Here is a 13,288-nt window from a genome sequence, read left to right on the forward strand (position 1 = left end):
TTCAATTTTGCACTAAAGTCGCCAAGCGTTGGCAATCCCTCTTGAGCCGTTTGTTATGCAAATTCAATGAGATAAACTAAATTTATACGACCAAAAGCCACAATTGCAATGGTTGAGTAATTCAAGAATCAACCCAAGCAAGAACTGTGATAAATGAGCCGCCAAAACAAAGTCCACCTTTCAGCAACAAACCAAGCTTTTGTGTCAGACAAACTCAACGAGCGAAAACTTCAGCAAAAGCAAAATGCTCGATTAACTTGCCCTTTCCACACTTTGCGCCCGCAAAATTCGCAACGCGCCAACGTTAAAACTGATTGAGGCAAACAAAGAACCTTGCCTGTTTTACGGCTTGAGTGAACCACGAATTTTAAGGTCAAAAAGCTCATTTGCCGACAATACCAAACGAATGGCCGGAGAAATCCTAAAAGATTGAACCCCTAAATTTACCTGAGTTGCATAACGCCCGCTTAAGGGGCAGCCAACGCCACTACTAACTTTCCGCATAACACCGTAACCACAAAAACCAACGCATAGTAAAAATGCCAAGCGTTGGCTGTCCCTCTTGAAGCGTTTGTTAGCTTACTGAAACACTTCCGTTAAAGGCATAAATATTATAATTCTTTAGAGAAAGAAGGATGTTCCTTATAATAATTCAATACCCAAGGTTGAATATTAAATGCGAAACCCATCAAAGGCTCCTCCATATCAGAAGCACGATATAAAATATTTTTCTTACACAAACCACCTATAACGCCATCACTATAAGCTCTATATAATGTTGCTTCACCATTAACAATGTATTGTTTAATTATTAGTTTCTCTTGTTTATTTAGAAGGCGCAATAATTTTAACTGCTTATTTTCCTCACGCTTTTTTTTGAAGTATTTATTTACATATTCAATCATTTCCGCACCCGATAATACGGTCGAAAAAATCAATACCATTAAAAGATAACTATTGTATTCAGAAATAAACTCATCCAACCCTGTTCTAGCTAAAAAATCATGAGGTAAGAAATAAATAGATGTCACAACAAGTAATGTAGAAAGAGAATAGCTTAGTGGAGCCCTTTTTATAAACCCAAGAATTCTCGATAAAAAATCTGTCAAATTTCTCTCCTAATTTAACCAAATGTAAGCTAACGCCCGCTTAAGGGGCAGACAACGCTACTACCAACTTTCCGCATAACGCCGTAATCACAAAAACCAACGCATAGTAAAAATGCCACGCGTTGGCTGTCCCTCTTGAAGCGTTTGTTATGTAACCTTGCCTATATGCTAAGTCTATTTATTGGAGTGCTACACTAGATTTTAATGTGATTAATCCAGTGCCTAATGCAATGAGCATCACACCAGCCAAGGCATATATGTCGAATTTTTGTTGCCAAATCAAGACAGACGCTACACATACTAATGCAATGCCTGCGCCCGACCAAATGGCGTAAGCAAGCCCAACATTCATAGATTTCAGAACAAACGCAAAAGTCATTCCTGCGATTGAATAGAAAAATATCGCTCCCATTCCAAACCACCACTTCTCCCAACCATTTGAAGCCTTTAACAACAGAGTTGCAGTTACTTCCGTTAAGATTGCCAAGATCAAAAATATGTAAACCAATGTCATAGTTCCTTTTTGTTACATAACGCCCGGCTAAGGGGTTGACAACGCATAGCCGAACTCAAAAAACACACTGTAAACGCTGAACTTCAATTTTGCACTAAAGTCGCCACGCGTTGGCAATCCCTCTTGAGCCGTTTGTTATGCAAATTCAATGAGATAAACTGAATTTACACGACCAAAAGCCACAATCGCAATGGTTGAGTGATTCAAGAACCAACACAAGTAGGAGCCGAGATAAATAAGCCGCCAAAACAAAGTCCACCTTTCAACAAAAAACCAAGCTTTTGTGTCAGACAAACTCAACGAGCGAAAACTTCAGCAAAAGCAAAATGCTCGATTAACTTGCCCTTTCCACATTTTGCGCCTGCCAAACTGACAATGCGCCAGCGCTAAAACCGATTGAGGCAAACAAAGAAACTTGCCTGTTTTACGGTTTGAGTTAACCACGAATTTTAGGGTAAACATGCTCATTTGCCGACAACACAAAACGAATGGCCCGAGAAATCCCAAAAGATTGAGCCCATAAATTTACCTGAGTTGCATAACGCCCGGTTAAGGGGCTGACAACGCAAAACACTGAACTCAAAAAAACAACCGTAATCACAAAGGCCGATTTGAACAAAAACCGCCACGCGTTGGCAGTCCCTCTTTAACCGTTTGTTAGGCCAACCGATTGACAACAATACTTTCAAAACCCAAGAACAAGGCTTTTTGTAAATTTGAAGCAAACTAACCCATTAATTTATAAACAAAAACTTCAAATTAACAAAGAAACAAAAAACTCAAATTGAGCGATTTGGAAGAAAAGTGACGAGCGTAGCATGCTCGGCGGACGTTTGGATGCTGAAGGTTATTTTGCCGCTAAATTCACAACGAAAAGCAACACAACGCGATCAAGAAACAGCAAATATGTGATGATTATTTATTGCTTAAGTTAAGCCACAAAACATGGAACTTACCGTTCAATTCAAACTCGATTTAGCTGATAAAAACTCACTTTGCCTAACGCCCGGCTAAGGGGTTGACAACGCACCGCCGAACTTAAAAAACACACTGTAAACGCTGAACTGCAATTTTGCACTAAAGTTGCCAAGCGTTGGCAATCCCTCTTGAGCCGTTTGTTATGCAAATTCAATGAGATAAACTGAATTTACACGACCAAAAGCCACAATTGCAATGGTTGAGTGATTCAAGAACCAACCCAAGTAGGAGCCGAGATAAATAAGCCGCCAAAACAAAGTCCACCGTTCAACAACAAACCAAGCTTTTGAATGAGACAAACTCAACAAGCAAGACTTTCAGCAAGTGCAAAATGCTCGATAAACTTGCCCTTTCCACACTTTGCGCACGCTGAATTGACAACAAAACAGCACCAAAACTCATTGAGGCAAACAAAGAACCTTGCCTGTTTTACGGTTTAAGTTAACCACGAATTTGAGGGTAAAAAATCTCATTTGCCGACAACACCAAACGAATGGCCGGAGAAATCCAAAAAGATTGAGCCCCTAAATTTACCTGAGTTGCATAACGCCCGGCTAAGGGGTTGACAACGCACCACCGAACTCAAAAAACCACTGTAAACACTGAACTTCAATTTTGCACTAAAGTCGCCACGCGTTGGCAATCCCTCTTGAGCCGTTTGTTATGCAAATTCAATGAGATAAACTGACTTTACACGATCAAAAGCCACAATTGCAATGGTTGAGTGATTCAAGAATCAACCCAAGCAAGAACTGTGATAAATGAGCCGCCAAAACAAAGTCCACCTTTCAGCAACAAACCAAGCTTTTGAATCAGGAAAACTCAACGAGCTAAAACTTCAACAAGTGTAAAATGCTCGATAAACTTGCCCTTTCCACACTTTGCGCCCGCTAAATTCACAACAAACCAGCACCAAAACTCATTGAGGCAAACAAAGAACCTTGCCTGTTTTACGGCTTAAGTAAACCACGAATTTTAGGGTAAAAAAGCTCATTTGCCGACAATACCAAACGAATGGCCGGAGAAATCCAAAAGATTGAACCCCTAAATTTACCTGAGTTGCATAACGCCCGGCTAAGGGGTTGACAACGCACCGCCGAACTCAAAAAACCACTGTAAACACTGAACTTCAATTTTGCACTAAAGTCGCCAAGCGTTGGCAATCCCTCTTGAGCCGTTTGTTATGCAAATTCAATGAGATAAACCGAATTTACACGACTAAAAACCACAATTGCAATAGTTGAGTGATTCAAGAACCAACCCAAGCAAGAACTTTGATAAATAAGCCGCCAAAACAAAGTCCACCTTTCAGCAACAAACCAAGCTTTTGAATGAGACAAACCCTACAAGCAATACTTTCAGCAAGTGCAAAATGCTCGATTAACTTGCCCTTTCCACACTTTGCGCACGCTGAATTGACAACAAAACAGCACCAAAACTCATTGAGGCAAACAAAGAACCTTGCCTGTTTTACGGCTTGAGTTCACCATGAATTTGAAGGTAAAAAGCTCATTTGCCGACAACACAAAACGAATGGCCGGAGAAATCCAAAAGATTGAACCCCTAAATTTACCTGAGTTGCATAACGCCCGGCTAAGGGGTTGACAACGCACCGCCGAACTCAAAAAACCACTGTAAACACTAAGCTTCAATTTTGCACTAAAGTCGCCACGCGTTGGCAATCCCTCTTGAGCCGTTTGTTAGGCCAACCGATTGACAACGATACTTTCAAAACCAAAGAACGAGTTTTTTGTAAACTTGAAACCAACTAAGCGATTCATTTATAAACCAAAATCTCAAATCAGAAAAGAAACCAAAAAACTCAAATTGAGCGGTTTGGAAGAAAAGTGACGAGCGTAGCATGCTCGGCGGACGTTTGGATGCTGAAGGTTATTTTGCCGCTAAACTCACAACGAAAAATAACTCAACGCGATCAAGAAACAACAAATAGGTGATGACGATTTATTGCTTAAGTTCAGTCTGAGAACATGGAATTTACCGTTCAATTCCAACTCGATTTAGCTGATAAAAACTCACCTTGCCTAACGCCCGGCTAAGGGGTTGACAACGCACCACCGAACTTAAAAAAAACACTGTAAACACTGAACTTCAATTTTGCACTAAAACCGCCAAGCGTTGGCAATCCCTCTTGAGCCGTTTGTTAGGCCAACAGATTGACAACGATACTTTCAAAACCAAAGAACAAGACTTGTTTAAAAACTGAAAACCAACTAAGCGATTCATTTATAAACCAAAATCTCAAATCAGAAAAGAAACCAAAAAACTCAAATTGAGCGATTTGGAAGAAAAGTGACGAGCGTAGCATGCTCGGCGGACGTTTGGATGCCGAAGGTTATTTTGCCGATGAATTCACAGCGATAAACAACCCAACGCGATCAAGAAACAACAAATATGTGATGACGATTTATTGCTTAAGTTAAGCCACAAAACATAGAATTCACTGCTCAATTTCAACTCGATTTAGCTGATAAAAACTCACCTTGCCTAACGCCCGCTTAAGGGGCAGACAACGCTACTACCGAGCTTCCGCATAACACCATTATCACAAAAACCAACGCATGATAAAAATGCCACGCGTTGGCTGTCCTTCTTGAAGCGTTTGTTAGCCGATTTTCAGATCTAGCTTGAAATTACGAATAATCTTTTCATCCAAACAGCTTCGTAAAAACTTATTCATTTGTGTCATGTCATTAGAAGAGTAAAAATCGAGCATGAGCGTATTAAACTCTTGCTGACGTTTGGCTTGCACATTAATGATAGGAAAACCATTAGCCAACAAAATACCGTTCATCATGAACCGACCGGTACGTTTGTTAACATCCCAAAAAAATTGAGCGCGTGCCATTTGTAAAAATGCAGTAATTGCTTGATCGTAAACATCAGATTCACTATTAACCTGACTCTCAACTTCAAGCCATTTATCGTCCAACTCATCTGGAGCGGGGGGCTCATACTCTGAACCCGTAATGGAAACGTAACCAGAGCGAAACTTACCCCACTCTAACGCTTCTTCTTTGCCAGCTATATTGTGAATTTTTAAAGCGGTTTCTTTATTAAATTGAAACTCACCTTGATCAACTAAGCCAAAAATAAGTTCCCATGCTCGAGCTTGGTTCATTGCCATATTTTGATCACTAATTCGATGGCCACCTACGGTGATCCCATCAAGAATCGTTTGCACCTCAGGCAAAGTCATTGCTACACCCTCGAGGTTAACAGCGTCATAAACCAAAGCTGGAACATCTCTTTTGGCAAGTTGTTTAGCCAACGGTATATTTGGTTTCATATTCCACATGTTATCTGTCAATGCTGTCATGGTGGTCTTCTTCAATGTAAGTAAAACTTCGCTAAGTATACACTTACTGATGAGTAAGGTGGTAGAAGTCGGCTAACGCCCGGCTAAGGGGTTGACAACGCACCACCGAACTCAAAAAACACACTGTAAACACTGAACTTCAATTTTGCACTAAAGCCGCCACGCGTTGGCAATCCCTCTTGAGCCGTTTGTTAAGCAAATTCAATAAGATAAACCGACTTTTCACGACCAAAAGCCACAATTGCAATGGTTGAGTAATTCAAGAACCAAACCAAGCCAGAGCCATGATAAATAAGCTGCCAAAACAAAGTTCACCTTTCAACAACAAACCAAGCTTTTGAATGAGACAAACTCAACAAGCAAGATTTTCAGCAAGTACAAAATGCTCAATAAACTTGCCCTTTCCACACTTTGCGCACGCTGAATTGGCAACAAACCAGCACCAAAACTGATTGAGGCAAACAAAGAACTTTGCCTGTTTTACGGCTTGAGTTAACCACGAATTTTAGGGTAAAAAAGCTCATTTGCCGACAACACAAAACGAATGGCCGGAGAAATCCAAAAGATTGAACCCCTAAATTTACCTGAGTTGCATAACGCCGCATTAAGTGGTGAGCAACGCAAGTTGTGAACCTTAACTCTTGCTCGGAACACCGAGCGTTGTGAATCCACTTAAATGCTTTGTTATGTTACTTGGATTCAAGTACGAAGTGCGACACCTCTGAACATAAAAACAGTAAGGTGCGATAATCATGAAGTTTGCTCCCGCCAAGAAGTAAAAAACATGAAATACACACACCTCACTGAGATTGAAAGGTATATGATTTCTTTGCTCAGAAAGCAAGGGATCAGTACCGCAAAAATAGCTAAACAACTGGGGCGTCACAAAGCCACTATCTATCGAGAAATTGAACGTAATTGTCGTTACAACAAGTTCTTCGATAGGTACTCTTATCAACCAGAGCGAGCACAGCAAATGGCGCGCAACCGGCTTAGTCGTTCACGGCGAAATAAACGCTATACCAAACTTGACTTCAGACTACCTGAAGCCTTGCTACGACTGGATTGGAGCCCTGACCAAATCGTCGGATACCTAAGGATGAGAGGCTATCCAACAATGAGCCACGAGCTCATTTATCAGCACGTTTGGAACGACAAAACTCTCGGTGGAACGCTATGGAAACACCTACGCCAATCCACCAAGAAAAGGCGTAAAAGGTACAACTCAAAAGACAGTCGAGGACGGCTGGCAAATAAGCGTCATATTGCCGAAAGACCTGCAGACGCTGAGCATCGAAAAGAGCCTGGCCACTGGGAAATTGATACCGTCGTGGGTCGCGGAACCAAGCACTGTATCGTCACTTTAGTCGACAGAATGACTGGCTACACTTTTATCGGTCAAATGGACGATAGAACAAGCGAGTCGCTCAACGTAAGAATGAGCAAAATCATGACCCGCTCTGACTTACCTTTTAAAACGATAACATCAGATAACGGCACTGAATTTCATGGTTATGCACAACTAGAAAAACATCATAACTGCCTGTTTTACTTTGCAAATCCATACCATTCATGGGAGCGAGGCACTAATGAAAACACCAATGGTTTGATACGACAATACTTACCAAAACGAACCTCCATGTCACACGTGACACAGAAGCTGTGTAATGAAATTGCATATAAATTAAATACACGCCCACGCAAAAGGCTTGGGTATAGAACACCAACGGAGTATATTCATGCGCATCTGTAGAAAGTGTCGCACTTCAAACTTGATACTAAGTTATTTCGGTTGCGTGATTGGTATGTCGTGATCGGAGGTTTTTCCACAATCGTTACACAAATAAGTCCCTACCTTCTTATTGAGCAACCGCATGTTAGTGGCTTTTCTTGCGGATTGTTGAGTAAGGTTCCCAGACCCACAAAAGTCACAACGAAAATTATGAGGATTATTATTATGAATTTTTTCAATAAGTGCTTGGCTAATACTTGCCTGTTCTTTATGGTTTGCTACTTCGAAGCGAAGTGTGGCGTTCTCCGCCTCAAGTGCTACCACCTTGGCCTCAAGAATAGAAAATTGCTCAGAAGCTTGAGATAGGCGTTCTTTTAGAATCACAGAACTACCGTGTTCATTAATTAATTTTTCTAACCCAGAAAATATACCCATTTTATAACCTCTTTGGTTGATTAAGGATTAAACATAACGCCCGGCTAAGGGGTTGACAACGCACCACCGAACTCAAAAAACACACTGTAAACACTGAACTTCAATTTTGCACTAAAGCCGCCACGCGTTGGCAATCCCTCTTGAGCCGTTTGTTATGCAAATTCAATAAGATAAACCGACTTTACACGACCAAAAGCCACGATTGCAATGGCTGAGTGATTCAAGAATCAACCCAAGCAAGAACTGTGATAAATAAGCCGCCAAAACAAAGTCCACCTTTCAGCAACAAACCAAGCTTTTGAATCAGGAAAACTTAACGAGCGAAACCTTCATCAAAATCAAAATGCTCGATTAACTTGCCCTTTCCACACTTTGCGTCCGCTAAACTGACAACGCGCCAACGCTAAAACTGATTGAGGCAAACAAAGAAATTTGCCTGTTTTACGGTTTGAGTTAACCAAGAATTTGAGGATAAAAAAGCTCATTTGCCGATAACACAAAACGAATAGCCGGAGAAATCCCAAAAGATTGAACCCCTAAATTTACCTGAGTTGCATAACGCCCGCTTAAGGGGCAGCCAACGCTACAACTAACTTTCCGGATAACACTGTAACCACAAAAGCCAAAGCATAGTGAAAATGCCACGCGTTGGCTGTCCCTCTTGAAGCGTTTGTTATGTTTTTACTGATACACGACCTTAAAGTGTTCTAAAACCAATAACATATCCTCACTTGGCTCTATACCTAAAGTTTCACATTCACGTGAGAAAAATTTCCAATGAGCATTACGCCACCATTCTAGCGATTTGTCGCCCTCACCCTCACTTGCCGCAAACTCTTCCGTCACTTCGTTGAATCGACAACTTGAGACCGATGTGATCTCAATGATACAAATTGGCTCACCATCCCAGTTTGTGACCACTTGAAGGTGGCCAACTATAGGTAATACTTCGCTTTCGTGGCTATACCAATATTCCATGCTGCATGATGCTCGTTTCTCGCCACGTAGAATTAAATCTGCACATAGATTTGCGTTATACTCATCTGCGCAAAAGTAATCCGAACTAAATGATGTATATTTTTCAGACACTTCACTAGGTAAAGTTCGAAGGTACTGCTGTAAAAATAACTGACTCTTTTCTTCCATGATTCTCTGAACCTGATTAAAAACATAACGCCCGGCTAAGGGGTTGACAACGCACCGCCGAACTCAAAAAACCACTGTAAACACTGAACTTCAATTTTGCACTAAAGTCGCCAAGCGTTGGCAATCCCTCTTGAGCCGTTTGTTATGCAAATTCAATAAGATAAACTGACTTTACTCGATCAAAAGCCACGATTGCAATGGTTGAGTGATTCAAGAACCAACCCAAGCAAGAACTGTGATAAATAAGCCGCCAAAACAAAGTCCACCTTTCAGCAACAAACCAAGCTTTTAAATCAGGAAAACTCAACGAGCTAAAACTTCAGCAAGTACAAAATGCTCGATAAACTTGCCCTTTCCACACTTTGCGCCCACTGAATTTACAACGCGCCAGCGCTAAAACTGATTGAGGCAAACAAAGAACCTTGCCTGTTTTACGGTTTAAGTTAACCACGAATTTGAGGGTAAAAAAGCTCATTTGCCGACAACACCAAACGAATGGCCGGAGAAATCCCAAAAGATTGAGCCCCTAAATTTATCTGAGTTGCATAACGCCGCATTAAGGGGCAGCCAACGCCACTACCAACTCACCGCATAACACCGTAATCACAAAAACTAACGCATAATAAAAATGCCACGCGTTGGCTGTCCCTCTTAAATGCTTTGTTAGGTGCGTTTTGACTATTGCGATTTAGAGTACTGGTGCAATACTTCTATAAACTCTATTTTGGTAGGGTCACAAGTATACTCAGACTCACCAAGACAATCTTCACTATGATAGTTTGGAGCACTTAGAATTGCTTCAGGTGCAACTTTAGCACTCAATAACACACCGCCAGACTCAATAGCATTTAGACCCCGAGCAAACTTTTCTGCTACCTGTTTTTTGGGAGTCCAACCAAAACCGATTAATCCTTGTTCATAGAGAAACTTACATTCGCCGCGATATAGGTGAAGTTCAGCGCCATCATATTTTGGCAATATGAGTTTTAACCAAGTCAGTACCAATTTATCGTTACTCACATGACGTCGAATGTTTCCACCATTAACGATCCATAGCATGTGCATTTTATCGGCATCAAAATCGTATTGTTCAATATTTTCCACTGAATAATGTACTGCTGATGCCCATGTTTCACTCGGAATATCACATGGATACTCACCACTCATGAGTTTGAAAGCTAATTCTTGATAATTGATACAATTCTCCTTGATACCTCAAAGCACCTAACGCCCGGCTAAGGGGTTGACAACGCACCACCGGACTCAAAAAACACACTTAAACACTGAACTGCAATTTTGCACTAAAATCGCCAAGCGTTGGCAATCCCTCTTGAGCCGTTTGTTATGCAAATTCAATAAGATAAGCTGACTTTACTCGATCAAAAGCCACAATTGTAATGGTTGAGTGATTCAAGAACCAACCCAAGCAAGAACTGTGATAAATAAGCCGCCAAAACAAAGTCCACCTTTCAGCAACAAACCAAGCTTTTGAATGAGACAAACCCTACAAGCAATACTTTCAGCAAGTGCAAAATGCTCGATTAACTTGCCCTTTCCACACTTTGCGCACGCTGAATTGGCAACAAACCAGCACCAAAACTGATTGAGGCAAACAAAGAACCTTACCTGTTTTACGGCTTGAGTGAACCACGAATTTTAGGGTAAAAAAGCTCATTTGCCGACAACACAAAACGAATGGCCGGAGAAATCTAAAAAGATTGAACCCCTAAATTTACCTGAGTTGCATAACGCCCTGTTAAGGTGTGAGCAACGCAATACCGATGTTGCCGCAGACCACCTTAAACACTAAACGCAACGCATAGTAAAAATGCCACGCGTTGCGAATCACTCTTGAACAGTTTGTTATAGCTCTATGCACCAAACCCTATTAAAGTTCCACCACCATGCATTGAGTTACGCGAAAAAGTGTTGCCGCCAACTTTTAATGAAGAACTATCGCCGTACAAATTAAGACCTAGAGGGCGTAAGTCTAACTTATCCACAACTACAACATCTTGAGACGGTGCTTTAGCTGATAAGACCGTTTCGCCAGAGATTAGTATCGTAATTTTGTTGTTCTGGGTTACGACTTTTATTGCTGGGTGTAGTGATTTGTTTTTCTCTACTACGGAAACCAATTCATTGGTAGACGAATCAGCTACAGCTTTGATCCAAACTTGAGGAATACTACCCTTACCTATTAGTACTGGAATGTCCCCACCAATAGATACCAAATTTCCACCGCCAGTTAGTGTGTTGCTACATATAGTGAGCTTTTTAAGTGGCTTGTAACCATCAGGAAGCTTATTGTCCATTGTTACCTCCGAGCACTCTTCTTCTTGTAGGAGCACTTTCAAAGTGCTTCTCTATCTTTTTCATGACTAATTTTCGGCTATCTTTTAAGCACAAACCAACCAAATAAAGAACGATAGTTGCCCCTCCGCCAAAAGCCAAAGCAATCCACTCACCTTTAACAATTATGGTGTAATCAGAATATCCCTTGCCGAGTAAATTTAACGCAAACCCAAAGGTAGTTAAGCCGATACTATTTGCCCAGTTATATGTAACGGGTTTACCATTTTTAAGTCGCTCAAATTCGACTTCTCGCAATAAATAGTCTGCTTGCCAAGTGCCGATATCACCACCGGTCATTAAGTCATCGACTATTTGAGTGTCGGTAATTTCTAAGTCACTTATTTCTTTTTTTACCATAGAACTTCCAACGTTAATTAAAACTAAAAAGAGCTATAACGCCCGGCTAAGGGGTTGACAACGCACCGCCGAACTCAAAAAACACACTTAAACACTGAACTTCAATTTTGCACCAAAGTCGCCACGCGTTGGCAATCCCTCTTGAGCCGTTTGTTATGCAAATTCAATGAGATAAACTGACTTTACACGACCAAAAGCCACAATTGCAATGGTTGAGTGATTCAAGAACCACCCCAAACAAGAACTGTGATAAATGAGCCGCCAAAACAAAGTCCACCTTTCAACAACAAACCAAGCTTTTGAATCAGGAAAACTCAACGAGCGAAAACTTCAGCAAGTGCAAAATGCTCGATAAACTTGCCCTTTCCACACTTTGCGCCCACAAGATTCACAACACGCCAACGCTAAAACTAATTGAGGCAAACAAAGAACCTTGCCTGTTTTACGGCTTGAGTTAACCATGAATTTGAAGGTAAAAATGCTCATTTGCCGACAACACAAAACGAATGGCCGGAGAAATCCCAAAAGATTGAGCCCTAAATTTACCTGAGTTGCATAACGCCCGGCTAAGGGGTTGACAACGCATAGCCGAACTCAAAAAAACACACTTAAACACTGAACTGCAATTTTGCACTAAAGTCGCCACGCGTTGGCAATCCCTCTTGAGCCGTTTGTTATGCAAATTCAATGAGATAAATCAAATTTACACGACCAAAAACCACAATTGCAATGGTTGAGTGATTCAAGAACCAATCCAAGCAAGAACTGTGATAAATAAGCCGCCAAAACAAAGTCCACCTTTCAACAACAAACCAAGCTTTTGAATCAGGAAAACTTAACGAGCGAAACCTTCAGCAAGTGCAAAATGCTCGATAAACTTGCCCTTTCCACACTTTGCGCCCACTGAATTTACAACGCGCCAGCGCTAAAACTGATTGAGGCAAACAAAGAACCTTGCCTGTTTTACGGCTTAAGTTCACCATGAATTTGAAGGTAAAAATGCTCATTTGCCGACAACACAAAACGAATGGCCGGAGAAATCCCAAAAGATTGAGCCCTAAATTTCCCTGAGTTGCATAACGCCCGGCTAAGGGGTTGACAACGCACCGCCGAACTTAAAAAACCACTGTAAACACTGAACTTCAATTTTGCACTCAAGTCGCCACGCGTTGGCAATCCCTCTTGAGCCGTTTGTTATGCAAATTCAATGAGATAAACTGACTTTACTCGATCAAAAGCCACGATTGCAATGGTTGAGTGATTCAAGAATCAACCGAAGCCAGAGCCGTGATAAATAAGCCGCCAAAACAAAGCCCACCGTTCAA

The 13,288-nt window shown here is 41.2% G+C and carries 9 protein-coding genes; 1 reads left to right on the forward strand and 8 read right to left on the reverse strand.

What is annotated here, in order from left to right:
* Positions 1-611: 611 nt before the first annotated feature.
* The 3 genes from CCZ37_RS16140 to CCZ37_RS16180 all read right to left on the reverse strand — a co-directional run bounded on the left by CCZ37_RS16140 (position 612) and on the right by CCZ37_RS16180 (position 5,938).
* Positions 612-1,109: a super-infection exclusion protein B gene (locus CCZ37_RS16140; RefSeq protein ID WP_094501528.1), complete on the reverse strand. Its 498-nt coding sequence runs from the start codon at positions 1,107-1,109 to the stop codon at positions 612-614.
* Between the two features lie 178 nt (positions 1,110-1,287).
* A complete protein-coding gene (locus tag CCZ37_RS16150; protein WP_208613946.1) occupies positions 1,288-1,623 on the reverse strand; it encodes a DMT family transporter in 336 nt (111 codons plus the stop codon).
* A gap of 3,601 nt (positions 1,624-5,224) precedes the next feature.
* Positions 5,225-5,938 (reverse strand): Fic family protein, encoded by a 714-nt coding sequence (locus CCZ37_RS16180; protein WP_170908065.1) that lies wholly within the window; start codon positions 5,936-5,938, stop codon positions 5,225-5,227.
* Positions 5,939-6,722: 784 nt separating this feature from the next.
* Between CCZ37_RS16180 and CCZ37_RS16185 the strand changes: the two genes are divergently transcribed.
* Positions 6,723-7,691, forward strand: coding sequence for an IS30 family transposase (locus tag CCZ37_RS16185; RefSeq protein ID WP_094501484.1), 969 nt, complete (start codon positions 6,723-6,725; stop codon positions 7,689-7,691).
* Positions 7,692-7,721: 30 nt separating this feature from the next.
* Here CCZ37_RS16185 and CCZ37_RS16190 read toward each other — a convergent pair whose 3' ends face one another.
* From CCZ37_RS16190 to CCZ37_RS16230, 5 genes are all read right to left on the reverse strand, one after another.
* Positions 7,722-8,105, reverse strand: coding sequence for a hypothetical protein (locus CCZ37_RS16190; RefSeq protein ID WP_094501532.1), 384 nt, complete (start codon positions 8,103-8,105; stop codon positions 7,722-7,724).
* Between the two features lie 681 nt (positions 8,106-8,786).
* Entirely contained in the window at positions 8,787-9,251 is a 465-nt protein-coding gene (locus CCZ37_RS16200; RefSeq protein WP_094501534.1) for an ASCH domain-containing protein, read from the reverse strand.
* A gap of 678 nt (positions 9,252-9,929) precedes the next feature.
* Entirely contained in the window at positions 9,930-10,418 is a 489-nt protein-coding gene (locus CCZ37_RS16215) for a hypothetical protein (RefSeq protein WP_094501536.1), read from the reverse strand.
* Positions 10,419-11,122: 704 nt separating this feature from the next.
* Positions 11,123-11,566 carry a hypothetical protein gene (locus tag CCZ37_RS16225; RefSeq protein WP_094501540.1) on the reverse strand — a complete coding sequence of 148 codons (444 nt, stop codon included), beginning with the start codon at positions 11,564-11,566 and terminating at the stop codon, positions 11,123-11,125.
* Entirely contained in the window at positions 11,556-11,963 is a 408-nt protein-coding gene (locus CCZ37_RS16230) for a hypothetical protein (protein WP_094501542.1), read from the reverse strand. The genes CCZ37_RS16225 and CCZ37_RS16230 overlap by 11 nt, the downstream gene beginning before the upstream one ends.
* Between the last annotated feature and the right edge of the window lie 1,325 nt (positions 11,964-13,288).

The sequence above is a fragment of the Vibrio qinghaiensis genome, from assembly GCF_002257545.1.
Taxonomy (GTDB): domain Bacteria; phylum Pseudomonadota; class Gammaproteobacteria; order Enterobacterales; family Vibrionaceae; genus Vibrio; species Vibrio ordalii.

Coding starts and splice junctions, on each gene's coding strand:
- CCZ37_RS16180 (WP_170908065.1), bottom strand. CDS start 5,938: ATGACAGCATTGACAGATAACATGTGGAATATGAAACCAAATATACCG.
- CCZ37_RS16225 (WP_094501540.1), bottom strand. CDS start 11,566: ATGGACAATAAGCTTCCTGATGGTTACAAGCCACTTAAAAAGCTCACT.
- CCZ37_RS16190 (WP_094501532.1), bottom strand. CDS start 8,105: ATGGGTATATTTTCTGGGTTAGAAAAATTAATTAATGAACACGGTAGT.
- CCZ37_RS16185 (WP_094501484.1), top strand. CDS start 6,723: ATGAAATACACACACCTCACTGAGATTGAAAGGTATATGATTTCTTTG.
- CCZ37_RS16230 (WP_094501542.1), bottom strand. CDS start 11,963: ATGGTAAAAAAAGAAATAAGTGACTTAGAAATTACCGACACTCAAATA.
- CCZ37_RS16150 (WP_208613946.1), bottom strand. CDS start 1,623: ATGACATTGGTTTACATATTTTTGATCTTGGCAATCTTAACGGAAGTA.
- CCZ37_RS16215 (WP_094501536.1), bottom strand. CDS start 10,418: ATGAGTGGTGAGTATCCATGTGATATTCCGAGTGAAACATGGGCATCA.
- CCZ37_RS16200 (WP_094501534.1), bottom strand. CDS start 9,251: ATGGAAGAAAAGAGTCAGTTATTTTTACAGCAGTACCTTCGAACTTTA.